Consider the following 22977-nt stretch of genomic DNA (forward strand, 5'->3'; position numbering starts at 1 on the left):
AATAGTATGGTTTAAATATGAAGAAGAGTATTTGATAAATCTTTTAGTTTACTGTCTGAATTATAGGCTTTCATCAAAGAAAATGGCTCAATAAAAATACACCTTATAGGCTCATAACTTTCATCTTTTAAAACTTTAGTAATAGGATCTTGCAAATGTATTGACTCGATATTTTTTAAACCGCCCGGGAAAACAAAATAGTTATAGATTATTGAATTCTGATAAATATCCTTGAGGGCCATGGCATAAAAAAACTGTTTAATGATGTCGGGCCATCCAGGAAGTTCATTAGGGTTAGTCGCACCATAGTATTTAGCATCTACGATTGCAAGTTTTTTTCCAGTTTCATCTTTGAGAACTGTGTCTGTACGACCACCTTTATTTTTGGCCACTTCATAAAGACCATTAATTTTGTAACATGGCTTTGCTAACTTATTATTAATATCAAATTTATATTCAAGACAGGCATCTATCATGTGTTCCCACACAGTTTGAAATTTATTAACGCCAATAACACAATCTTGACCTGGATGACCATTAACTTCTGATAGATAATCCATCATATCTTTAATTAATTTTGTTTCGCGGTCAGAATATACATGTCTAAGTTCATTTTCTAAAATCATTAGCTTAATTTTTATATCGCTAACAGGGTTTTCAAATTCGGATAAATTTGATTCTGTGTTGGAATCAAAATTGAAAAATATCCATCCATAAGAATGATATATTTCACGTATGATACTGACATGAATTAGTGTGATTGGATCATTATAAAATATTTTCTTTCGTTTTCCATAAGTATCTAAATATATGTAAGACTCAAAAGAAGGATAGATTTTACTTTTTTTAATCGTTCTGTTCCAGTCGGTTTTCGATGGGTTTTTCTTTATTTCATAAACTCTTTTAGAATAAATACCATGTGAAATATAATCTGTAAGGATCCTGAAAGCCAGATTGAGTAGAGATTCACCTGTAATATGCTCAGTATCTCCATCCGATAAAGAAAAGCGTTCTCGTCTAAGTGAAAATTTATGGATTGCTCGCATTAGCAAAGAACAAATACTTTTAGTATTGTTGTTTTTATTGATAGAACTGTTGCGAGGAATAAATACGTCAATTTCCTCTCTCCTAATAACCATGCCGCAAAAATCAATTCTTTCTTGCTCATTTCTAATTATGTTTCTAACCTTCAAAATATCAATTACATCTTTTGATAAAAGGCTAAGCATACATCTGTCTTCATGGATATTTATTTTCATAATTGATTCGTCGATAAAGTTATATTTCCTGCTGCACAAATAGATTCTTCAACATTAATATTAAAGATAGGCATGCCGGCATCAAAAGCTGAAATGAGATTGCCAAAATTGCTAATGTTCTCTCCTAACACCTCAGGGGAGAATATCAGTTGGCGCTTTCCGTGGCGTAAAACATCATCCCAGAGATAAGCAAAAATTTTAAAACGTAAAGTATCAGTAGCAGCCGTTTTGCTAGATATTTCATTTGTTGAAATGAAACGGTGACCTAAAAGTCTGTCTTCGGGTATACCTAAATTTGTGAGTTTTTCGTTTATAATTTTTGAAAAATTAGCCCAGCTTATCTCACAAGTAGCACCCGTAACAGGTATTAAAAATACCCCTGGAGTCGCGTTGTTGTAATCAATAGGCATATATTTTATTGACCATCTTCTTTTAAATGCAGTGTCAAGTAAATTAACTCCCTGATCACTACTATTCATTGTTGCTAATATTGTGAAATTAGGGGGGAGAAAGATTTTTTCTATTTTATTTTCAATATTCTCATTTATATAATCTAACATATCTGGATCAATATCAATTTCATAGGCATTATCTTGGTCTATAAGTTGGAACAATTCTCCAAAAACAGCTGCTGCCGGCGCTCTATTTATTTCTTCAATTATCAAATAAACATAATTACGTGGATTATTTAGAGCTTTAATATAAGCATTGGTGAAAGGTCCAGGACGAAATTCATAGCCCACTCTTATATTGTTATCGCTTTTAATCATTCGAGGTTTTAATGCACCTACAAAATCACTATATTGCATATCAGGATGAAAGACTGTTCTAATCTTAATGGCATTTACCGTCTCACGCTCTATCACCCAGCTTTTTCCAGTCCCAGGTGCACCAAAGAAAATGGTATTTAATTTCTTTTCGAGAAATGACTGATGCGAATTGATTTTTTTCTGGTATGTTATTGAGCTGAAAACTTTAATTATCTGTTCGAGATATAAAATGGCAACATTAAGCTGTTCATTATTAAAAGGAATGTAGTTGTCAAGATTCTTAGGATCCAAGTTATTGGCAATATGAATTATTCTGGATGCAATATTAAAAAAAAGTTTAGTTTGTTCTGATGCAACTACTCGAGCGCGGGGATGTGTAAGAACACGTATTGCTAGAACGCGAACCATCTTTTCGTAATATTTCCACTCAGTGCATTCTGCAGGACCAGTTTCGATAATGTCATCAAAAGTTTTTTGGTCCAGTGCTTGCACATTAGTGATCTTGGATGGTTGTTGAGTCGAATAGTTTATAAATTGTTTTGCTTTGTTACTTTTGCTAATGTCAATCAATGATTGCAGGATGCATTGAAATGAAACGTCATGAGTTTTACCTGACGAATTAGTAACCTCAAAAAAAGAGCCCGTGCCTAAAAAAAACACTTTAAAATCAGAAGATTCGTTCCAAATTAAGTTTAAGTTTTCAAGTTGCTCAATCGAAATCTGAGACATATTTTCCTCTTTTGCTGATTTAATGCTTATAAGATCAGAACTATGTTGACTCATTATCAACAGACTGATAGTTTTGCAGGGTGAAAAACCGGATAAGGCAATTTTGAATGACCGACTCTCATAAACCACAATATATCAAAGAATTGAGGAAAAGATTAGGCCTTGGGCGAACGGAGTTAGCAAACCTTTTGGGGCTAGGCAGCTCAGGTGAACGCACCATTCGCGGATGGGAGGAAGGCGAGCACTCTCCTTCTAAAGCGAAGTGGCAAGCCATTCTCGACATTGAAGAAAAGATTAACGAATATTTGAAAAATGCACCTTTCAGCCAATCCCTTGAAAAAAAAGGTGATTTTACATTTATTGACTTATTTGCGGGTATTGGTGGGATAAGACTTCCCTTTCAGCAACAGGGTGGACAATGCGTTTTTTCATCTGAATGGGATAAGTTTTCTCAAAAAACTTATCTTACTAACTTTGGAGAAATGCCACATGGAGATATTACTAAAATTAAGGCAACAGACATACCTGAGCATGACGTACTTCTCGGGGGATTTCCATGTCAAGCATTTTCTCAAGCTGGTTTAAAAAAAGGTTTTAGTGACACTCGCGGTACCATGTTTTTTGAAATTCAAAGAATTATCGCGGCTAAAAGGCCTAAAGCATTTATGCTTGAGAATGTTAAACAACTGCAAGGTCATGATAAAGGACGGACTTTAAACACTATTCTTGACATATTGAGAGGTAATAATAGTGATACAGTTCCAAATGATTTTCCTATAAGTGACGATGCCAGAAAGGCTCTTTCAGAAAAACTTAACTATTGGGTCGATTATAAAGTTTTGAGGGCTGGTGATTTTGGCGCACCACAGAATCGCGAGCGAATTTTTATTGTAGGTTTTGATATGGATTATTTTAGCGGTGTTAATATCGAAGAGCTATTCCAGTGGCCCAAACCAACGATGGAAGAAACTCGAGTTGGTAATATTCTTGAAGATTTAAGTAATTTGTCTTCATTCGAAGATAAATATACTATTTCTGATAGGCTATGGGTCGGTCATCAAAAAAGAAAACTCGAACATGGCAAGAAAGGGAATGGCTTTGGATATTCTCTTTTCAATAGTGAGAGTAAATATACCAATACAATTAGCGCTCGATATTATAAAGATGGATCTGAAATTTTAATTGATCAATCTCATCTTGGAAAAAATCCGAGGAAGTTGACCCCACGCGAGTGTGCTCGATTACAAGGTTTTCCCGATGAGTACATCGTTGATGCTGTATCTCAGGGCCAAATTTATAAGCAGTTTGGAAATTCTGTTTGTATAAATGTCATTAGAGCTGTAGCCGAAAAATTAATTGAAGCGATGCAAAATGCTGAGCAAAAGCTAGTTATTGAAAAGCGCATTCAGCAGTTAGATCTGGCGAACTAAAATGTGAGTGGCGTATCTTTATTTCGCCACTTTTATATACTTATTTAAACTTTTTTAAAATGTTTTTAATTATTGCGTGTTATGTGGGTGTTGTTATATTTTTGGATGGAATTTATCTCACATAGAAATGCCTTTTGCGTAATTTTATTAAAATTTTAAATATGTTAATTGAGGTATTTTAGCATTTTACCATCCTATTTTATGGTGGTTTTACCCATTTCAAACGCTTTATTTTCTCATTTTTTGGTAACTACTAAAATAACCGTGGTTTAATCGTTAATCTTAATGATGCCAACCACTCAGGCAGCACCTCCCCGTACCATCCCAAATACTGCGCCAGTTCCGGCTTTCCCCGCTCACTCAATATCAGCACCACCTCATTCACAATCCACGCTTTAGCAAGAGCTATCTCTTTTGCCAGCACATCCGCATTGAACCTGCTATTCAACTGACAATAGCGTCGCGCTATCGCCCGGTAGTCTTCTTCTCCGCCCATCCCTTTGACCAAAGGCGCTAAATCTATCGCTGAGTTACCTAGGCCAAAGCGTTCCCAGTCGAACAGCACCAGTTCGCCATTCTCTCTCTTTCCCCAGTTACCTGCATTGGTATCACCGGAGATCACGCAATGCTGTTCAAAAAGAACATTGCTGTGCTTCTGCATTGCCCGAAACTGCCGTTCCGCCTGAGCAGGCAGGCGAAGCAGAGCGAGGCAGCCTTCAAGTGCTGCCTCATCCCACTGATGTGTGCTGAACCTCCATGAGGAATCAGGCTCGATTATGTGTAATCGCGCAAGCACGGACAGGAACGCATCGCTCATAACAGCGTCTTGTTGGATGGGTTCAGGAATGTATTCGAGTACGAGCTTTCGTTGTTCGTAGCAGGCTGATTTCACCACGGGCGTCAGAATGCCAAGCTGGGCCAGAAGGGGAGCGGCATTGTGATAGAAAGCATATTCCACCTCACTTACCGGCTCTTTCTCAATGGCACAGGGCTTACCATCTTCATCCGCAAGTCGTTTTACGCGGGCACTACCCATTTTCGCTATATCGGCGTCGGTCATAGTAACTCTGCATTTACTTTTAACGTAACAAATCTAGCCTGCTCCTAACCCCGTAGGAGCAGGCCGCCTCAACCCTTTACCACTCAGTCAGCCCAATAGCCTTCATCACACGCTTTCTCTGCTGGACGGACAGCGAAGCCAGATCCTTAATCGATCCCACCCGCGTCCCGTTGATCACGTCTCTGGGTTTAAAGCTGATAATAATCTGGCACCAGGTGACCTTCACATCCAGTTGCACACCAATAGAAACCCCCTGCTTCTTTCAGCCAACAGCCTTTCAGGGTAATCGCCGGAACGCGGCGATAATCTGATGCTCAGCAAAAACGGCCTGTCACGTAGAGTTGCCCCCTTCATTAGCGCGTTGAGTATGTCGAAAGATCTCCAGTTCGCTTTAGCGGGATACTTAAAACACAGAGATGATTCACTCAACGGTGTATCAAATCCCGCGGTAAGTTCAGGTCTTTTTCAGGATTGATTCAGGAAAAACAATCAGCATGAGTCTCACCATAGGTATGAGGAATTAATTATTATCTTTCAATGGGTTTGGTTTCCGTATTTGGCCTGGGCGGTGCAGTGCAATAGTTAATGCCGATGTGATGAGTGTCCCATTTCAAAGATACAGACTGGACAGAAAGTTATCACGCATGTTAGTTATTAAATAAAGAAAGAGAACGGATTTAATTTAAACAGTAAACCCCTCTCATTTTGCTAAAAAATCATTATTGATAATGCTTTGGGTGACTGAACCATTATCAAAAGGGTAAGTGAATAGAAAGCCCTCAGAGACGCGAGTCTCTGAGGGCTTTTTTTGTTTTTTTATCTCAGGAGTAAATTAATGTCCAAAGAACGTCGTCTCTCAAGAATATTCGCAAAAGACGGTAAATCCGTCACCTTAGCGCTGGATGGATACTATTTTTCAACGAAAACAGAAGGTATTGATAACACCATCAATCAACTCCCGGCGCTGGTTGAGCAGGGGCTGGATTGTGCACTCGTCACATACGGAATGTTGAAAAATTACCGGAAAGCATTGGATCGCGTGCCCGTCGTGTTACGCGTCGATAGTACGGTGAATATCTTTAACAATACCGTTCCCGATACGACCCCCGTTTTTTCTATTGAAGATGCGCTTAAAGTCGCGGCCGAGGGGGTGGTTTGCATGACCTTCCCGGGGGCCTTCAACGAAGAAAAGACACACGTTATGGCGATGAAGCTCGCGCAGGCATCGGATCGCTGGAACATGCCGCTGATTGTTGAATCACTCCCTTATGGTTATCCCGTCACCAGTGATGACTCGAATAATCCAGCCATCATTGCCGCATCGGCCCGCGCGGCCGTTGAGCTGGGGGCAGACATTATCAAAACGCGTTTCACCGGTACATCCGACGACCGGCTGATCGTTGAAGCCGCTGGCGTGCCGGTGCTTGCCCTGGGAGGGCCAAAAACCGGTATCGATGGTTATTTCAAATTTGTTCAGCACTGTATGCAGATGGGGGCTAAAGGCGTAGCGGTGGGGCGTAACATTACCCAGGACCCGCAGCCCGCGAAAGTAGTCGCAGGTCTGAATGCCATCATCCATGAAAACGCGACACCGGAAGATGCATATAGTCTTTACATGGCTAAATAACTTCGGAAATTAATATGTTTGCAAATAACACCATCATTCCTTCTGTCAGGAAATATAAATACTTTGATAAGGCAATAGCATGTCAGTCCGAATATGTTCTGTTGTCCGAGGCAAATATTGGAAACCTACAGTCACTGATTGGTAAATGTCATCAAAGCGGTAAGAAGGTACTGGTTCATCTTGAATTGCTCGGGGGGTTCAAACCCGATCAGGTCGGGATAAATCTACTGAAAATTTATTATAAAGTTGATGGTGTTATTTCTTCCAATCTCTCTGCACTACGCTATGCAAAAAAAGAGGGGTTACTGACCATTTATCGGGTTTTACTTATCGATTCACGATCGCTTGATCAGTCGCTCAATATTGTTAAACACAGTCCACCGGACGCAATTGAAATCTTACCTGCTGAATATGCCTGCCAGTGTCTGGAGTTGATTAGCCGAAATTTGAAAGGCTTTGATGTGGTATTCATCGCCGGAGGCTTTGTTAAGCGGAAATACCTTGTAGACAAAATATTCCATGCCGGATTCAAAGGAATAACCACCAGTGATCCCGGCTTATGGTAACCAATAAGGAGTCCACGCTAATGAATGATGAATACGTAATGGGCATCGACAATGGTGGAACCGTCACCAAGGCAGCCATTTATGACCGTAAAGGAAATGTACTCGCTATCGCCTCAAAAGCGACGCAGATGATCACCCCCAAGGAGTTTCATACAGAGCGGAGTATCGATGAACTCTGGGCCGCTAATGTCGAGGTCATCAAAAAGGTGATTGAAAAGTCAGGGATCAACGCCAGCCAGATTAAAGGTGTTGCCGTGACCGGCCATGGTAACGGCCTGTACCTGGTTGATGAAGCCGGCAAGCCGGTGCGTAACGGCATTATCTCCACCGACAATCGGGCAAGAGAATATGTTGAAAAATGGCAACGATCGCCTGAATTTCTTGCCGACATATTGCCAAAAACGATGCAGTCAATCTGGGCCGGCCAGCCTGTGGCTTTGCTGGCATGGCTGAAGGACTTCGAACCCGAAACGCTGCAAAAAGCGCGTTACATTTTTATGGTCAAAGACCTGATTCGTTTTTTCCTGACGGAAGAAGCTTTTCTTGAACTTACCGATATCTCAGGGACTAACCTGATCAACGTACGCGACTGCGAATATGACGAGGAATTGCTTGCATGGTGGGGGCTTGCTGAACTGCGAGACAGACTGCCCCCTGTCAAACGCTCAACAGAATGCTGTGGAAAAATTACCGACGCCGTAGCCAGCCTGACCGGTTTATGCGCCGGAACACCGGTTTCTGGCGGGGTATTCGATATTTCGGCGTCTTCTATTGCCTCGGGAATTAACAGCCTCAATAAGATGGCGATCGTCACGGGAACCTGGAGCATTAACGAATACGTTACTGACCACCCGGTTATTGATAAAGACTTGTTTATGACCTCCATTTATCCCATTGAGGGGAAATGGTTAATCACCGAGGCCAGTCCTACCTCCGCAAGCAACCTTGAGTGGTTTATCAATAACTTTATGGAGAGCGATCGTGAAGCCGCCGCCGTGCAGGGAGCGTCCGTTTATGACCTGTGCAATAGGTTGGTGTCATCAACGACGCCGGATGAAAGCCATCTGCTGTTCTTTCCGTTCGTGTTTGGCTCCAACACCATTCCCGACGCCTCGGCAGGCTTTATCGGCGTGAACAGTTTCCATAGAAAAGCGCATTTTCTGCGGGCGATTTATGAGGGCGTGGCCTTCAGCCATCTCTATCACACCGAGCGCTTACGCAATATTAACCCGCAATTAAGCCGCACGATTCGTATTGCCGGCGGCGTCACTCACTCCCCGGTCTGGCTGCAGATATTCGCGGATATCTTCCAGTCCACGCTGGAAATCGTTGACGTCAAAGAGCACGGCACGTTGGGTACCGCGATGACAGCCGCCGTGATGGTGGGCTGGTATGAAGATGTATTTGCGGCCTCAAATGAAATGGTCCATGTCTCACGTACCGTGTCTCCCGATCCAGAAAGCCACAGGGTTTACCAGCAAAAATACCAGCTCTATAAAAACCTGTTATCTGAAATGCAGTCTCCCTGGAAAAGCTGCAGCAACTACATTTCGCACTAAGTGAGGAAAGAATGGAGCTGAATTTGACGAATCGTACGGCCATCGTGACAGGCGGTGCGACCGGTTTGGGGAAAGAGTTTGTCCTTTCGCTGGCAAAAGAAGGAGTCAATATCTGTTTTACCTATCTGCGTGAAGAAGAGTGCCCCGAACAACTGGTCAAAAGGGTGAAGTCCAGCGCTAACGTTGAGATTATCGCGGTTAAAACTGACCTCGGTGACGAACAGAGCCGGGAAAATCTTTTTGCTACCTGTATCGACAGGCTGGGCAAAGCTGACATCTTGGTGAATAACGCCGGGATCTGGCTGAGTGGCTATGTAACAGAAATCAGCCCGCAGGACTGGGACAGGGTAATGAATGTCAATCTCAAAGCCGTCTTCCATCTCTGCCAGTTGTTTATCAACCACTGCCTGAAACACGATCGGATGGGCAGCATTCTGAATATCACTTCCCAGGCTGCATTTCACGGCTCCACAACGGGGCATGCACACTACGCGGCAAGTAAGGCCGGCCTTGTCGCCTTCGCTATCTCTCTGGCGCGGGAAGTCGCAAAACAAAAAATCAATGTGAACAATATCGCCGTGGGGATCATGGATACCGCGATGATCCGCAAAAATCTTGAGCAGAACCCTGACTATTACGTCAACCGTATTCCGGTGGGCCGCGTTGCCCAGCCTCACGAAATTGCCGATATCGGTGTGTTCATGGTCTCGCCTAAAACCAGCTATATGACGGGAGCTACGTTGGATGTTACCGGCGGTATGTTGATGCGTTAATCTACGGAGAATCATTATGAAATGTCTGGCAATTGCCGATCTGTTTATCAATGCAGCGATGATGGAAGCAGGACTAAAAGCGCTCAAGGATAAGGGGATTAAGGTTGAAGTGCGTGAGTGGTCACATGACTCTGTCGAGAAACTTCAGGAGGATAATCTGTGTGTTGAACAGGAAGGCGCAGAGGCTGTTGCCTTACCTGAAAGGCTGCTTCAGGGCGCTGATGATATTGAAATCCTGATCACTCAGTTTGCCCCCGTCAATACGGCGGTATTTAATAAACTGCCAAAGCTGAAATATGTTGGCGTGCTCCGTGGTGGAGTTGAAAATGTGAATCAAGAAGTGGCGAAAGCGCGGGGCGTTGAGGTGATTAACACCCCGGGGCGTAATGCTCGCAGCGTAGCAGAATTCACCGTCGCTATGATCCTTGCAGAAATGCGCAATATCGCCCGTTCACACGATGCCCTGCGTGACAAATACTGGCGTAAAGAGAGCCCGAACCATCAGGCGATCCCAGAGCTCGGAGGGAAAGTTGTGGGGCTGGTCGGCCTGGGTCATATTGCCCGGTTAGTCGCCGGATTTCTGAGTGGCTTTGGTACAGAGATTATTTTTTACGATAAGTACGTGTCAGGCCATGAACGCTATGAAAAAGTCGACTCTCTGGATGAACTGGTACAACGTGCCGACATTATATCGTTGCACGCTCGCCTGACGCCGGAAACCGAAAATCTGATCAATGCACACCATTTCGCGCTAATGAAAAGCAGCGCCATCATTGTTAATACGGCGCGGTCCGGGTTAATCAATGAAAAAGAAATGATTAATGCGCTTAAAACCGGAAAAATCATGGGCGCAGCGCTTGATACGTTCGATGACGAACCACTGCCTGATGACAGTGAATTTTATACGCTAAATAACGTCACCCTTACGCCGCATATTGCCGGAAGTACCATTGACGCATTTAGCCATTCACCAAAACTGTTCGCTGAGATCCTTTTAAAGAAACTCAGTTAAAGACAAAAAAGCCATTAAAGGTATTAACAGGGCCCAGAGGGCACGGGATCGCTCGTGCCCAATTTGCCCGCCTTTTAAGGAATTGCTATGGATATTATCAACAGCATTATAAGTCTGGGGGCATCAGTAATGATGCCAGTAATATTCTTTATTATCGCACTCTGTTTTGGGGTTAAAATCGGTACGGCATTTAAAGCGGGGATGCTGGTCGGTATTGGTTTTGAAGGGGTTGGGCTGGTGATTGGCCTGCTGCTGACAAACCTGGGGCCGGCATCACAGGCAATGGTAGAACGTATCGGCCTGCAGTTAACTGTCGTCGATACCGGATGGCCGACCGCGTCAACGATTGGCTGGGGTTCACCGCTAATGTTGCCCGTCGTGGTGGGGTTTATAGTCATCAATCTTGCCATGCTTCTGTTAAAGCTAACCAAAACGGTAAATATTGATATTTTTAACTACTGGATATTCCTGATTATGGGGTCGGTAGTGTATGCGGGAACGGAAAACTACTGGCTGTCAGTAGGGATTACTTTCGGTATTTTTGTCCTGACATTACTGGCCGCTGATTTAACAGCGCCCTATTTACAAAAAAATTATAACCTTGAGGGGATTTCATTCCCGCATCTTACCTGTATAGCCTACGTTCCGTTTGGCATTGCATGTAATTACGTCATTGATAAGATCCCGCTGATCAATAAGATTAATTTTGATCCTGAAAGTATTAATAAAAAATTTGGCGTCTTCGGTGAGCCTGTCACGTTGGGCTTTGTGCTGGGACTGCTGCTGGCGTTTCTTGCCGGGTACGACGTTTCCGCAGCCGTTTCACTGGCTATTAAGGTTTCAGCCGCCATGCTGCTGCTGCCTAAGATGATTGAAATTCTGGTACAGGGATTGTTGATTGTTCGTGATGCCGCAGAGGCAAAGCTAAAGGCAAAATTCCCGAACCGCGATTTTTACATTGGTATGGATACGGCGTTATTGATTGGTGAGTCTTCCGTAATGGCCACCGGCCTGCTGTTAATTCCTATGGCTGTCGTGCTGTCTGTCATTTTACCCGGTAATCGCGTACTGCCTTTTGTTGATCTCGCTTCACTGATGTTCCTTCTGGCGATGGTCACGCCGTTCTGTAAGCGTAATATGTTCCGCATGTTCATTACCGGGACGCTTGTCGTAACTTGCATCCTGTATGTCGGAACCGACATTTCACAGGAGTACACCCAAGCGGCAGTCAATTCCAATATTCCGGTACCGGAAGGGATGTCTGAAATTACCAATTTAGTCGGCGGTGCAACCACCCCTGTCGGCTGGCTGGCTGTCAAATTCGGCGAGTTTTTTAGCGCTGTACCCTAGTGCTAAGCCACTTACTTAAAAAGAGGGCACGCATTTGCCCTCTTTTTCGGCATGACATTTTTTACATAAACTCGCTTGATCGCCTTTTTCTCTGTTTCACTGCCAGTCAGGCCCCATCTTTTTTAAACCCCATCCCGGACAGGCGGACAAGCGTAAATATCTCGTCTTGCTTTAAAGCGTCTAATTATGACAACAAAAAGTATCAACGTAGCGTCACAATAATGGAAAGGCACACTTATTTTATAAGCGTTTTATAGCCACGTCTGTTGCCGGAAAACCTCTTCTGCAGAGCAGGACAGTGAGAAGGCACACGATATCCCTCACTCTTGTCCAACCTGTTGCACCACCTTGGAAAAAGTCTGTGCGCAAATTCACGTTTTTTCGCATTAATTTTCCACTCAGTTGGAAGAGAGGCGAGCTATGACGCACTTCAAACATTTCGCCCAGCCTGGCATTCACACTGATTCCACTAGCTCAGACTGGAGTCCATTATGTTGGAATCAAGCAAAGTCCCGGCGCTCACCAGGGCGATTGATATTCTTAATTTGATTGCGCGAAAAGGGCCATGCAGCGCGGCGACGATCATCGAAACGCTGGGGATCCCAAAAAGCACCGCGTATCTGCTGTTGAATGAGTTAAAGCGGCAGCGTTTTATCAGCGTCGATCATCAGGATAATTTTTGCCTGTGGACGAAACTGGTCGAGCTTTCTGAACACGCGCTCAGCAAAATGGATTTACGCGAACTGGCGCGCCCGCGTCTGACGCAGTTGATGGATGAGACCGGGTTACTGTGTCATCTGGGCATTATCGATCACGAAAGCGCTTACTACATCCTCAAAGTGGAGTCCTCATCCACGATCAGTGTCCGCTCACACGAAGGCAAAAGACTCTCGCTTTATCGTTCTGGCATAGGCAAATGCCTGCTGGCCTGGCAACCTGCACCGGTAAGAAAAGCCATTATTGCGCAACTGGTATGGGAAAAAGCGACGCCGACGACCATTACCGATCCTCTGCAGTTAAGCGATGAGCTGGAACGCATCCGCCAGCGTGGATGGAGCTTCGACAACGGGGAAGATTACCCGGATGTACGCTGCATCGCTGCACCTGTTTTCAATGCCAGCAAGGAACCCGCCGCCGCTATCTCGGTGGTGGGTACCCGCCTGCAAATCAACGATGAGAACCGTGACTACCTGGCCGGGAAAGCCATTGCCTGTGCGAAGGAGATATCACGTCTTCTGGGTTGGAAAAGTCCATTCGATTCAATCGCATCTTAATCATAAATGGAGAGTGTTATGACCCTACCTAAAATTAAACATGTTCGTGCCTGGTTTATCGGTGGAGCCACAGCGCAAAAGGGCGCTGGCGGCGGTGACTACCACGATCAGGGTAAAAATCACTGGATCGACGATCACATTGCCACACCGATGAGCAAATATCGCGAGTATGAGCAGTCCCGCCAGTCTTTCGGCATTAACGTGCTGGGAACGCTGATAGTAGAAGTCGAGGCAGATAACGGCCAGATCGGTTTTGCCGTCTCCACGGCGGGAGAAATGGGCTGCTTTATTGTTGAAAAGCATCTCAACCGCTTTATCGAAGGAAAATGCGTCAGCGATATTAAGCTCATTCACGATCAAATGCTGGGTGCAACCCTGTACTACTCCGGTTCGGGTGGGCTGGTTATGAACACCATTTCCTGTGTGGATCTGGCGCTGTGGGATCTGTTCGGTAAGGTGGTCGGTTTGCCGGTTTACAAATTACTGGGTGGCGCGGTACGAGATGAGATCCAGTTTTATGCTACCGGTGCGCGTCCCGATCTGGCGAAAGAGATGGGCTTTATCGGCGGCAAGATGCCGACTCACTGGGGCCCGCACGACGGAGATGCCGGGATCCGCAAAGATGCTGCCATGGTCGCAGACATGCGGGAGAAATGCGGCCCGGATTTCTGGCTGATGCTCGACTGCTGGATGAGTCAGGACGTGAACTACGCGACTAAACTGGCCCATGCCTGTGCGCCTTACAATCTCAAATGGATCGAAGAGTGCCTGCCGCCACAACAGTACGAAGGCTATCGCGAACTTAAACGGCATGCCCCGGCGGGAATGATGGTCACCAGCGGTGAGCATCACGGTACGCTGCAGTCTTTCCGCACCCTGTCGGAAACCGGCATCGATATTATGCAACCGGATGTGGGCTGGTGCGGTGGGCTAACCACGCTGACAGAAATTGCGGCCATCGCGAAATCGCGCGGGCAGCTGGTGGTGCCGCATGGATCCTCTGTTTATTCGCATCATGCCGTTATTACCTTCACCAACACGCCGTTTAGTGAGTTCCTGATGACCAGTCCTGACTGTTCATCAATGCGCCCACAGTTTGACCCGATCCTGTTGGATGAGCCCGTGCCGGTGAAAGGGCGCATTCATAAATCCGTACTGGATAAACCGGGATTTGGCGTCGAGCTTAACCGCGACTGTAACCTCCAACGCCCTTATAGCCACTAATCACCCGTGCGTTGCGCTTTGCGTGCAACGCCCTCATTTTATTGAGGAGTCTGCTATGAGTACCACTTTACTTGACGGCGTGGTGAAGAAAAACCGTGCCCGCTTAATCCCGTTCATGCTGACACTGTACGTGCTGGCGTTTCTTGACCGTTCTAATATCGGCTTCGCCAAAGAGACCTATCAGATCGATACCGGACTGAGCAATGAAGCCTATGCGCTGGGTGCCGGGATATTCTTTGTGGTTTACGCCTTTCTTGGCGTGCCTGCCAACCTGCTGATGCGCAAACTGGGGGCGAGAACCTGGATCGGCACCACGACGCTGTTATGGGGATTTCTCTCCGCCGCGATGGCGTGGGCAGATACAGAGGCGAAATTCCTGATTGTTCGCACGCTGCTGGGGGCGGCAGAAGCCGGTTTCTTTCCCGGTATGATCTACCTCACCTCTCAGTGGTTCCCGCAGCGCACCCGCGCCAGCATCATGGGGTTATTTTACATGGGCGCTCCCCTGGCGCTGACACTGGGCTCGCCGCTGTCCGGGGCGCTGCTGGAGATGCACGGCTTTATGGGGCATCCGGGATGGTTCTGGATGTTCGTTATCGAAGGCTTACTGGCGGTTGGGGCAGGTGTATTTACCTTCTTCTGGCTGGATGACTCGCCACAGCAGGCGCGGTTCCTGAATGCAGAAGAGAAGGCCGCGCTCATAAGCCAGCTGGCGAACGAAGAAGAGAAAAAGTCGACGTCGAAACTCACCGATGCCCTGCGCAACGGGCGCGTCTGGCAACTGGCGATCATTTATATGACGATTCAGGTCGCGGTTTATGGCCTTATTTTCTTTCTGCCGACTCAGGTTGCCGCGCTGCTGGGCACCAAAGTGGGGTTCACTGCGTCGGTTGTCACCGCCATTCCATGGGTCGCTGCGCTCTTTGGCACCTGGCTAATCCCACGTTATTCCGACCGCACTGGCGATCGCCGTAACGTAGCAGCCCTGACGTTGCTGGCGGCAGGAATTGGCATCGGTCTTTCTGGCCTTGCCTCTCCGGTGCTGGCGATTCTGGCGCTTTGCGTCGCGGCAGTTGGTTTTATTGCCGTACAGCCTGTGTTCTGGACCATGCCAACGCAGTTACTTTCCGGCACGGCGCTGGCGGCGGGCATCGGTTTCGTAAACCTGTTCGGCGCGGTGGGCGGATTTATTGCGCCCATTCTGCGCGTGAAAGCCGAAACCCTGTTTGCCAGCGATGCAGCCGGTCTGCTGACGCTGGCCGGCATTGCCATCATCGGCTCATTCATTATTTTTACCCTGAGCGTGAACCGCACCCGGTCACAGCCGGATGCCGCGCATCAATAAGTTTATCCACGCAGTAAGGATCATTATGAACGCATTGCTAGCCAATCCTTTTAAGGAAGGATTGAAGAAAGAAGAAGTGCAAATCGGATTGTGGCTGAGTTCAACCACGTCTTACATGGCGGAAATTGCCGCGACCTCGGGTTACGACTGGCTGCTTATTGATGGTGAACATGCACCCAATACGGTGCAGGATCTCTATCATCAACTGCAGGCCATCGCCCCCTATGCCAGCCAGCCAGTGATCCGTCCTGTAGAGGGCACCAAGGCGCTGATTAAGCAGGTACTGGATATCGGGGCGCAGACGCTACTCATCCCAATGGTTGATACTGCTGAACAGGCGCGCCAGGTGGTCGCCGCCACGCGTTATCCGCCACTGGGCGAGCGTGGCGTTGGGGCAAGCGTTGCGCGCGCTGCGCGCTGGGGACGTATCGAAAACTACATGGCTCAGGCCAATGCCTCCCTTTGCCTGCTGGTGCAGGTGGAAAGCAAAACGGCACTGGAAAACCTCGATGCCATTCTGAACGTGGAGGGGATTGACGGCGTCTTTATCGGACCCGCGGATCTGTCAGCGTCGCTGGGCTATCCTGACAATGCCGGACATCCGGCGGTACAGCAGATCATTCAGGAGAGCATCCAGCGCATTCGGGCGGCCGGGAAAGCGGCGGGGTTCCTGGCCGTTGACCCGGAGATGGCGAAGAAATGCCTGCACTGGGGGGCAAATTTCGTTGCTGTTGGTGTCGACACCATGCTTTACACCGAAGCGCTGGATCGCCGGTTGGCGATGTTTAAAGCAAACGTGACCGAAAAAGTTGTTAAAAGCAGTTATTAAGGCGATGACGAATGGCGCTGGCTTATCTGACCTGCGTGCTGCGGCTTTGTGTGCGATTAAGCCGTATGGCATGGCCCGATGAGCTCAGCGTCACCAAACCTCGCCCCCAAAATCCTCTCACATCCTGCGGTGAAAACAGTCGTGGCGCCTACAGGTTTTGCAACAGCGTTGCCGGCATCAAGGCTGAAAAGCAGCACGGATTAACATTTCCAACTGCTTTTGCAAATTCCGAAAAGACGTTCTTATTTATGCTATTCCAGGCCGCGTGATTTTTGCTTTTAATCGTTCCGGCACTGGTCATAAAATGGACGATTAAAATGAAAATCAGAACGCTACCTCTTACCCTGGCCCTTACCGCTTCTCTGGTTGTTCCTTGCCCACTCTTTGCTGCCGAAGGATTAACGCCGTTACAGCCCGGCGCCACCACCGGTACCCATACAGGCGCGCTTCCGCCCGACGGGCTGTATCTGTCAATGACATCCACCTATGAAACCGGCGTCGTGCGAAACGGCAGCGGTGATACGGCGAAAATCGCCGGAGGGAAAAATAAGCTCTCCAACGTCGGGCTGGTAATGTCTGCCACATGGGTTCCTGGCTGGGAACTTTTCGGCGCGCGCTATGCGGCGATGGTGGTACAGCCCTATAAATTTATTCAGGTGAAAAATACAGGCCAGCACACCACTGACCACACCAATGGCCTGATGGGAACCAGCATTACGCCCCTCGCGCTCTCCTGGGATCTCCATAACAATTTCCACATCGGCGCCGGGTTAGCCATCTATTTACCGGATGGCAAAACGGCCTATACCCGCAATGCGGTAACCGGTCAAAAAGAGACCTCCGGCGATAATGTCGCTTGGGATTACTGGTCGTTTGAACCCAATATCGCCATCAGCTATCTGACCGATGACTGGGGCATTACGCTCAATAATATTTTTGACTTCAACACGAGAAACAGCGAAACCGACTACCGCTCCGGCAGTACCTGGTACATGGACGTTACCGCCACCCATCGCATCAGCAACAACCTCACGGCGGGGCTTATCGGCAACTGGACGAAGCAGGTGACTGACGACAAGGTAAACGGCAGAACGGTACAGGCCGTGGAGGGGATCTACTCCACCGGTAAGCGCGTCGAGCACATCAAAGCCGGTCCAATGATAAGTTATGACTTTAGCGGCGTAACTGTTACCAGCCGACTGTTGTTTAATTTGCATAGCGAAAACGATGCCGGAATGACCTTTTTCCATATCGGGATGTCGATGCCGCTGTAGCCGGGGTTACTCCCTCACGTCATCACCCGGCGTGATACCTCAGCGCGTCAGGAGCAGAAAGAAAAAGTGCTTCCTGCTCCTGACGGCTCTCTTTGATAGCTATCACATCTTGTCTATTCCCGGCTTAAAAACCCCGTTCCGTTTGCTGACAATAGTTCCTCTCCCCCTCAGACAGGAGCGTTTATGCTCGCCGAAGAAGCCATAATGATGATCCCCGGCTGGAACGCCTTTCCTCCGGCGCTTCAGCAGGCTTTACTGCGCCAGTCGCGTATTCGTAGCGAAAAAGCCGGCAGCATCGTGTTTCATCAGGGCGCCGACGTTGAGGCGATAGCCTGGACGTTAAAAGGCCATCTGTTCGCGAATGTTCACCACGCTAACGGCAACCAGACGCTGCTCACCCACGTTCCGGTCGGCCGCATGATCCTGTTTGACTTCGTCTGGAAGCACACGCCGTTAGATCGTAACTTCATCGCCATGACCGATGTTCAATTACTGCTTCTTCCGCGCGCCTGCGCCACGCAGCTGCTGGCTCAGTTTGATGAATTCAAAATGCAGGTGGTTGATTCACTTACCGAGCGACTTCACGATCTGGATCGGGTGCTGTACACACATAAAGTGGCCTCCAGGGAAGCCTGTGTGGCGGCTTTTCTGGTGGATTGTGAAGAGGGACAAAGCGGCCCCTGTCGCGAACGCCACATTCCTTTCACGATGCAGTTCATGGCCGAATGCCTGCGCCTGTCACGTCCTTTTGTTGCCAAAACACTCAGACATTTCGCGCAGTGCCAGATGGTGGCGCTTCACTACGGCAATATCGAAGTGCTGGATCTTGATGGGCTTAGGAAGGTTGCCAACCGAGAGATTGTGTAAATTGTGAACCGTGGCGCGCGGCAAATGTGAATGCTTGCCATTTGCTCATCAGGTTAGCTGCCAGGATAAATCCAGGCCAATCTGAAGCGAGAAACCGACTATGTACAGTGAAGACTATCGTAGCGAGGCGTCCGCCCCTGTCCTGCCGCAGGATGTCACCCTTTCAGATCCGCATATCATGACCAGAATGATGTTCTTCGTGAATCTGGTTACTACCGGTTCCATTTCATCGGCGGCAGAGCGAATGGGAATCTCCATTTCCTCTGGATCGCGCTGGCTGTCCGATCTGGAAAAAGAAATTGGCTGCCCGCTTTATCGGCGCAACAACAAAGCCATGCCGCTGACCGATGCCGGTGATTATCTGTATCGCAATTTCTGTTTAATCGGTGAGAAAGTCAGTCAGCTCAAAAATGAGCTAACGCATTTTTCCACCCAGCGTCGGGGAACGATTCGTATCTGCTGTACGCCGGTCTATGCCGAACAATATCTGATGCCCATCGTCGCTAACTATCTGGCCGGTAACCGTCAGGTGAATATCGCCGTTCATGTCTCAGCCTTCGGTATTCAGAACTGGAAAGATCACGATATCATCATCGGCGCCGTCAACGCCTTTAGCCATCCCCAGGATCAGGAGCTTCCGCTGGTGAAGCGTAATCTGATCGCCGAGCCGTTCGTGACCGTCGCCTCACCGCAATACTTACTGATGAACGGCACGCCGCAGCATCCGTCGGAGCTGGTGCATCATCGCTGTCTGTTCGCCAGCTCGCTGACCGGCAGCAACGACTGGGCTTACGAGATCAATAACGAACGTCACTTTTTCAAAATTCCCAAATCGCTTGAGGTCTGTGACAGCACGCTGTTACGAAAATCGGTGCTTTCAGGGGCCGGCATTGCCTACCTGCCGGAGTATGTTGTCCAGCGTGATATTCGCAGTGAAAAACTCACCTGCCTTTTTAAAGAGATGCAAACATCGAAGTGGTTATTAAACCTCTATTATCCGGCCCGCAGCCAAATAACCGAATGCGTATCTTCTTTTAAACATTTTTTGATTGAACAACACACCGATACCTTTCAGAAAATGCGCGAGAAAAAATCCTGAAAAATCGCCGGTGCCTCTTTTCATATTTGCAAATGCACTTTTTATTTATAGTCTTCAAACCCAAAAAACCTGTTGTTAATCTGATCTTAGTAAGTTGGTTTTCTCGATAATAACATTGCCCCTCGAAAATGTTTTGCGCCGCATCGCCCCTTATTATTCAGAGCCAGTTGTTAAGGGGAGGGTTAAATTTATTAACTGGGTGAGAATTATGAAAAATACAAATAACATTGCCGACAAAACGGCAAACCATTCCAGCACCCGAAGTAACTTCGGCGGCTGGGGCTGGAGCATGGTCGGCTTCAGTATGCTGATGTATTACAACTTCGCCGCCTGGACCGCAGACGGCCTGAACGTTATCGTCCAGAGCTTTGTCGATCTTCACGGCTGGGATTTCGCCACGCTTCTCTCTTTCTCAACGCCCGCGGGCTGGATTGGCGTTATCGGTGCGCTGGTCATCGCCGAAATGATCAAGCGCAGAGGGGCAAAAATCGTCGCCATTTTTGGCCTGCTGGCGTTGGGATTAACGATGATCTGGTTTGGCCGCGTCACCTCTTACACCCAATATGCTATTGGTCTGGCGCTGATGAATCTGTTGGCCACCGGCTGCTGTTTCAACGTTCCCGCCACCCTGCTGAATAGCTGGTTTCCAAAGAAAAAAGGCCTGGCGCTGGGTTGGGCAACCATGGGGATGTCATTCTGTACCGCGACGCTTATTCCTATCATGTTCTTCCTCTTTGACCGTTTCGGCGTCCCCGGTGCTTATGCCGTCGTCGGAGGAACGTTAATTACCCTCGGTATCATCTCGATATTCTGGATCCGCAATACGCCGGAAGAGCTGGGTTTGTACCCCGATAACGAGCCGATTTCTCGCGAGCAGCAGGCGGCTAATCTGGCGGCGCAGACCGATTACCAAAGCCCCTTTACCTACCGCGTGCTGTTCCGCGACCGGGAAATGTGGTTGATTTCCGTCGGTTTCGGCCTGCTGTGGTTGGTGGATATCGGCGTTGTCAGTCAGCTGATCCCCCGGCTGATTTCAGTGGGTTATGCGAAAGAAACCGCCGTCTGGATGTTTACCTCCGCCGCGTTGATTTGCGCCGTGTTCAGCTACTTCTGGGGATGGGTGGATGTCAAAGTCGGTACCCGAAAAGCCAGCATCGCTTACGCCTTTTTCTTTGCTGTCACTCACGCCTGCCTGCTGGTTCGCGGTAGCGATTACTTTACCTATTTCACGCTATTAATGGTGGGGGCGAGTATCGCCGGTATCAAAGAGCTCTGTACATCGATGGTCGGCACCGTTTATGGCCGCTATGACTTCTCCGCCGCTAACCGTCTGGTTTCAACCATTGCGTGTTTATTCCGGGTCAGTTGTTTTGCGGTGGCGGCTATTAGCCTGAAATATACCGGCGATTACGACGCAGCTTATATTTCATTTATCGTGCTGGATATTATTGCCGCCGTATTAATTTTCATGATTAACGACAAATGCAAAGGCAAAACAGATTCCGTCGTCGCCGGATAACAATTTTACAGTTCCTCACCAGGGAAAACTGTTTTCGTTAACTATCGGTTTGCAAACAGTAACGTCACTTATTCAGGAAGTCATACCATGCTAAAAAAAGAAAATATTTCGCCGCAACGCGCAGCCGACATGGTGGAAGAGGGCATGACTATCATGATTGGCGGATTTATGGCGGTTGGGACGCCAGAAAAAATTATTGATGCGCTGGTGGAAAAAGGCGTGGGTAATTTAACGATTATCGCGAATGACACCGGGTTTATCGATCGGGGGATCGGCAAGCTGATCGTCAATAAGCAGGTTCGCAAGATCATCGCTTCCCATATTGGCCTGAACCCGGAAACCGGACGCCAGATGTCCAGCGGCGAGCTGGAAGCGGAGCTGGTCCCCCAGGGCACGCTGGTTGAGCGTATTCGCGCAGGCGGAGCCGGATTGGGCGGCGTACTGACCCGCACCGGGCTGGGCACGGTGGTGGAGGATGGCAAGCAGCAGGTCATCATTGACGGCCTGCCCTGGCTGCTGGAACGGCCGCTGCAGGCTGACATAGCCCTGATCCACTGCTCCGTTGCCGATACGGCCGGTAACGCAATGTTCAATAAAACCACCAAAAACTTTAACCCGGTGATGGCCACCGCCGCACGTCTGGTGATCGCCGAGTGCGAATCCATTGTGCCGATGAACTGTACCGCCGCCGACCGTTACAACACGCCCGGCATTTTTATCGACTACCTGGTTAAGGGGGAAGATCACCATGGATAAAAACGCCATGAGAGAACGCATTGCGCGCCGGGTTGCAAAAGAGCTTCACAAAGGGGACCTGGTGAATCTGGGGATTGGCCTGCCGACGCAGGTCGCCAACTACGTCGCCGACGATCTTGGCGTCATCTTCCAGTCTGAAAATGGCCTGGTGGGGCTCGGCCCCATGCCGGATAGCGACAGTATCGACGCCGATTTAACTAACGCTGGCGGTCAACCGGTCACCGCCGTACCCGGTGCTGCGTTCTTCGACAGTGCCCTGTCGTTCGCCATTATACGCGGTGGTCACGTCGATGTGACCGTTCTGGGGGCGCTGGAGGTAGATCAGGAGGGCAATCTCGCCAACTGGATCATCCCCGGCAAAATGGTTCCCGGAATGGGGGGCGCTATGGACCTGGTGAACGGTGCCCGCCGCGTCATCATCGCCATGGAACATTGCGATAAAAGAGGCCAGTCAAAAATTTTGCCTCGCTGCCAGCTTCCGCTGACCGCCGTCGGCCAGGTCAATCTGATCGTGACGGAAAAAGCGGTCATTGAAGTCAATAACGGCCTGGTTTTGCGCGAAATCGCTGCGGATACCAGCGTGGAGGAAGTGGTTGCGCAAACCGCCGCACCGCTACGCATCTCTGAAACATTAATCCAGTTTTCCTAAAAGGAC

Annotated in this window: 22 protein-coding genes; 18 read left to right on the forward strand and 4 right to left on the reverse strand. The window is 48.0% G+C overall.

Translation table 11 applies throughout. The features are described from left to right. Positions 1-11: 11 nt before the first annotated feature. Both DFO57_RS07965 and DFO57_RS07970 read right to left on the reverse strand, forming a co-directional pair. On the reverse strand, positions 12-1259 hold the full coding sequence (locus tag DFO57_RS07965; protein ID WP_110015242.1) for an LlaJI family restriction endonuclease: 1248 nt from the start codon (positions 1257-1259) through the stop codon (positions 12-14). Then, positions 1256-2758 carry an McrB family protein gene (locus DFO57_RS07970; protein WP_158279689.1) on the reverse strand — a complete coding sequence of 501 codons (1503 nt, stop codon included), beginning with the start codon at positions 2756-2758 and terminating at the stop codon, positions 1256-1258. Before DFO57_RS07970 ends, DFO57_RS07965 begins: the two co-directional genes overlap by 4 nt. Before the next feature lie 107 nt (positions 2759-2865). On the opposite strand from DFO57_RS07970, the gene dcm reads away from it, so the two are divergent. Further along, positions 2866-4188: a DNA (cytosine-5-)-methyltransferase gene (gene dcm / locus DFO57_RS07975; RefSeq protein WP_110015244.1), complete on the forward strand. Its 1323-nt coding sequence runs from the start codon at positions 2866-2868 to the stop codon at positions 4186-4188. Between the two features lie 253 nt (positions 4189-4441). On the opposite strand, the gene DFO57_RS07980 is transcribed toward dcm, so the two are convergent. Further along, positions 4442-5248 carry a phosphotransferase family protein gene (locus tag DFO57_RS07980; RefSeq protein ID WP_199226571.1) on the reverse strand — a complete coding sequence of 269 codons (807 nt, stop codon included), beginning with the start codon at positions 5246-5248 and terminating at the stop codon, positions 4442-4444. A 76-nt stretch (positions 5249-5324) separates the two neighbouring features. Then, entirely contained in the window at positions 5325-5486 is a 162-nt protein-coding gene (locus tag DFO57_RS07985) for a hypothetical protein (RefSeq protein ID WP_233255855.1), read from the reverse strand. Positions 5487-6083: 597 nt separating this feature from the next. On the opposite strand from DFO57_RS07985, the gene DFO57_RS07990 reads away from it, so the two are divergent. The 17 genes from DFO57_RS07990 to DFO57_RS08070 all read left to right on the forward strand — a co-directional run bounded on the left by DFO57_RS07990 (position 6084) and on the right by DFO57_RS08070 (position 22971). Beyond that, positions 6084-6875, forward strand: a complete 792-nt coding sequence (locus DFO57_RS07990) for a class I fructose-bisphosphate aldolase (RefSeq protein ID WP_110015246.1) — start codon at positions 6084-6086, stop codon at positions 6873-6875. 14 nt (positions 6876-6889) lie between these two features. Then, positions 6890-7441, forward strand: coding sequence for a glycerol-3-phosphate responsive antiterminator (locus DFO57_RS07995; protein WP_110015247.1), 552 nt, complete (start codon positions 6890-6892; stop codon positions 7439-7441). A 20-nt stretch (positions 7442-7461) separates the two neighbouring features. Further along, positions 7462-9000 carry an FGGY-family carbohydrate kinase gene (locus DFO57_RS08000; protein ID WP_110015248.1) on the forward strand — a complete coding sequence of 513 codons (1539 nt, stop codon included), beginning with the start codon at positions 7462-7464 and terminating at the stop codon, positions 8998-9000. Positions 9001-9011: 11 nt separating this feature from the next. After that, entirely contained in the window at positions 9012-9773 is a 762-nt protein-coding gene (locus DFO57_RS08005; protein WP_110015249.1) for an SDR family NAD(P)-dependent oxidoreductase, read from the forward strand. 16 nt (positions 9774-9789) lie between these two features. Next, positions 9790-10785, forward strand: a complete 996-nt coding sequence (locus DFO57_RS08010) for a 2-hydroxyacid dehydrogenase (protein WP_110015250.1) — start codon at positions 9790-9792, stop codon at positions 10783-10785. A gap of 87 nt (positions 10786-10872) precedes the next feature. After that, positions 10873-12135, forward strand: coding sequence for a PTS galactitol transporter subunit IIC (locus tag DFO57_RS08015; RefSeq protein WP_110015251.1), 1263 nt, complete (start codon positions 10873-10875; stop codon positions 12133-12135). 491 nt (positions 12136-12626) lie between these two features. Continuing rightward, positions 12627-13409: an IclR family transcriptional regulator gene (locus tag DFO57_RS08020; protein ID WP_024472358.1), complete on the forward strand. Its 783-nt coding sequence runs from the start codon at positions 12627-12629 to the stop codon at positions 13407-13409. Between the two features lie 18 nt (positions 13410-13427). Then, on the forward strand, positions 13428-14633 hold the full coding sequence (gene rhmD, locus DFO57_RS08025; RefSeq protein WP_024472357.1) for an L-rhamnonate dehydratase: 1206 nt from the start codon (positions 13428-13430) through the stop codon (positions 14631-14633). Positions 14634-14688: 55 nt separating this feature from the next. Then, on the forward strand, positions 14689-15978 hold the full coding sequence (locus DFO57_RS08030) for an MFS transporter (RefSeq protein WP_024472356.1): 1290 nt from the start codon (positions 14689-14691) through the stop codon (positions 15976-15978). 25 nt (positions 15979-16003) lie between these two features. Then, entirely contained in the window at positions 16004-16807 is an 804-nt protein-coding gene (yfaU, locus tag DFO57_RS08035) for a 2-keto-3-deoxy-L-rhamnonate aldolase (protein WP_064373130.1), read from the forward strand. A gap of 11 nt (positions 16808-16818) precedes the next feature. Then, positions 16819-17076 (forward strand): hypothetical protein, encoded by a 258-nt coding sequence (locus DFO57_RS08040; RefSeq protein WP_110015252.1) that lies wholly within the window; start codon positions 16819-16821, stop codon positions 17074-17076. Between the two features lie 48 nt (positions 17077-17124). Next, positions 17125-18081, forward strand: coding sequence for a transporter (locus tag DFO57_RS08045; protein ID WP_024472353.1), 957 nt, complete (start codon positions 17125-17127; stop codon positions 18079-18081). A gap of 183 nt (positions 18082-18264) precedes the next feature. Further along, on the forward strand, positions 18265-18948 hold the full coding sequence (locus DFO57_RS08050; protein ID WP_110015253.1) for a Crp/Fnr family transcriptional regulator: 684 nt from the start codon (positions 18265-18267) through the stop codon (positions 18946-18948). Between the two features lie 100 nt (positions 18949-19048). Further along, positions 19049-20047 carry a LysR family transcriptional regulator gene (locus DFO57_RS08055; RefSeq protein WP_064373134.1) on the forward strand — a complete coding sequence of 333 codons (999 nt, stop codon included), beginning with the start codon at positions 19049-19051 and terminating at the stop codon, positions 20045-20047. 208 nt (positions 20048-20255) lie between these two features. Then, positions 20256-21566, forward strand: coding sequence for a nitrate/nitrite transporter (locus tag DFO57_RS08060; RefSeq protein WP_024472350.1), 1311 nt, complete (start codon positions 20256-20258; stop codon positions 21564-21566). Positions 21567-21653: 87 nt separating this feature from the next. After that, positions 21654-22322, forward strand: a complete 669-nt coding sequence (locus tag DFO57_RS08065) for a 3-oxoacid CoA-transferase subunit A (protein WP_064373136.1) — start codon at positions 21654-21656, stop codon at positions 22320-22322. Further along, entirely contained in the window at positions 22315-22971 is a 657-nt protein-coding gene (locus DFO57_RS08070; protein WP_080721688.1) for a 3-oxoacid CoA-transferase subunit B, read from the forward strand. Before DFO57_RS08065 ends, DFO57_RS08070 begins: the two co-directional genes overlap by 8 nt. Positions 22972-22977 lie beyond the last annotated feature (6 nt).

This window comes from Pantoea sp. AG702, assembly GCF_003182295.1.
Lineage (GTDB): Bacteria > Pseudomonadota > Gammaproteobacteria > Enterobacterales > Enterobacteriaceae > Pantoea > Pantoea ananatis.

Excerpts from the sequence above, each read along its gene's own strand:
- DFO57_RS08045 (WP_024472353.1), top strand. The coding sequence starts at position 17,125 with ATGAAAATCAGAACGCTACCTCTTACCCTGGCCCTTACCGCTTCTCTG.
- DFO57_RS08020 (WP_024472358.1), top strand. The coding sequence starts at position 12,627 with ATGTTGGAATCAAGCAAAGTCCCGGCGCTCACCAGGGCGATTGATATT.
- DFO57_RS08010 (WP_110015250.1), top strand. The coding sequence starts at position 9,790 with ATGAAATGTCTGGCAATTGCCGATCTGTTTATCAATGCAGCGATGATG.
- rhmD (WP_024472357.1), top strand. The coding sequence starts at position 13,428 with ATGACCCTACCTAAAATTAAACATGTTCGTGCCTGGTTTATCGGTGGA.
- DFO57_RS08070 (WP_080721688.1), top strand. The coding sequence starts at position 22,315 with ATGGATAAAAACGCCATGAGAGAACGCATTGCGCGCCGGGTTGCAAAA.
- DFO57_RS08015 (WP_110015251.1), top strand. The coding sequence starts at position 10,873 with ATGGATATTATCAACAGCATTATAAGTCTGGGGGCATCAGTAATGATG.
- DFO57_RS08040 (WP_110015252.1), top strand. The coding sequence starts at position 16,819 with ATGGCGCTGGCTTATCTGACCTGCGTGCTGCGGCTTTGTGTGCGATTA.
- DFO57_RS07970 (WP_158279689.1), bottom strand. The coding sequence starts at position 2,758 with ATGTCTCAGATTTCGATTGAGCAACTTGAAAACTTAAACTTAATTTGG.
- DFO57_RS08030 (WP_024472356.1), top strand. The coding sequence starts at position 14,689 with ATGAGTACCACTTTACTTGACGGCGTGGTGAAGAAAAACCGTGCCCGC.
- DFO57_RS08065 (WP_064373136.1), top strand. The coding sequence starts at position 21,654 with ATGCTAAAAAAAGAAAATATTTCGCCGCAACGCGCAGCCGACATGGTG.
- DFO57_RS07990 (WP_110015246.1), top strand. The coding sequence starts at position 6,084 with ATGTCCAAAGAACGTCGTCTCTCAAGAATATTCGCAAAAGACGGTAAA.
- DFO57_RS08050 (WP_110015253.1), top strand. The coding sequence starts at position 18,265 with ATGCTCGCCGAAGAAGCCATAATGATGATCCCCGGCTGGAACGCCTTT.
- DFO57_RS08055 (WP_064373134.1), top strand. The coding sequence starts at position 19,049 with ATGTACAGTGAAGACTATCGTAGCGAGGCGTCCGCCCCTGTCCTGCCG.
- DFO57_RS07965 (WP_110015242.1), bottom strand. The coding sequence starts at position 1,259 with ATGAAAATAAATATCCATGAAGACAGATGTATGCTTAGCCTTTTATCA.
- DFO57_RS07980 (WP_199226571.1), bottom strand. The coding sequence starts at position 5,248 with ATGACCGACGCCGATATAGCGAAAATGGGTAGTGCCCGCGTAAAACGA.
- DFO57_RS08060 (WP_024472350.1), top strand. The coding sequence starts at position 20,256 with ATGAAAAATACAAATAACATTGCCGACAAAACGGCAAACCATTCCAGC.
- DFO57_RS08000 (WP_110015248.1), top strand. The coding sequence starts at position 7,462 with ATGAATGATGAATACGTAATGGGCATCGACAATGGTGGAACCGTCACC.
- DFO57_RS08005 (WP_110015249.1), top strand. The coding sequence starts at position 9,012 with ATGGAGCTGAATTTGACGAATCGTACGGCCATCGTGACAGGCGGTGCG.
- yfaU (WP_064373130.1), top strand. The coding sequence starts at position 16,004 with ATGAACGCATTGCTAGCCAATCCTTTTAAGGAAGGATTGAAGAAAGAA.
- dcm (WP_110015244.1), top strand. The coding sequence starts at position 2,866 with ATGACCGACTCTCATAAACCACAATATATCAAAGAATTGAGGAAAAGA.
- DFO57_RS07995 (WP_110015247.1), top strand. The coding sequence starts at position 6,890 with ATGTTTGCAAATAACACCATCATTCCTTCTGTCAGGAAATATAAATAC.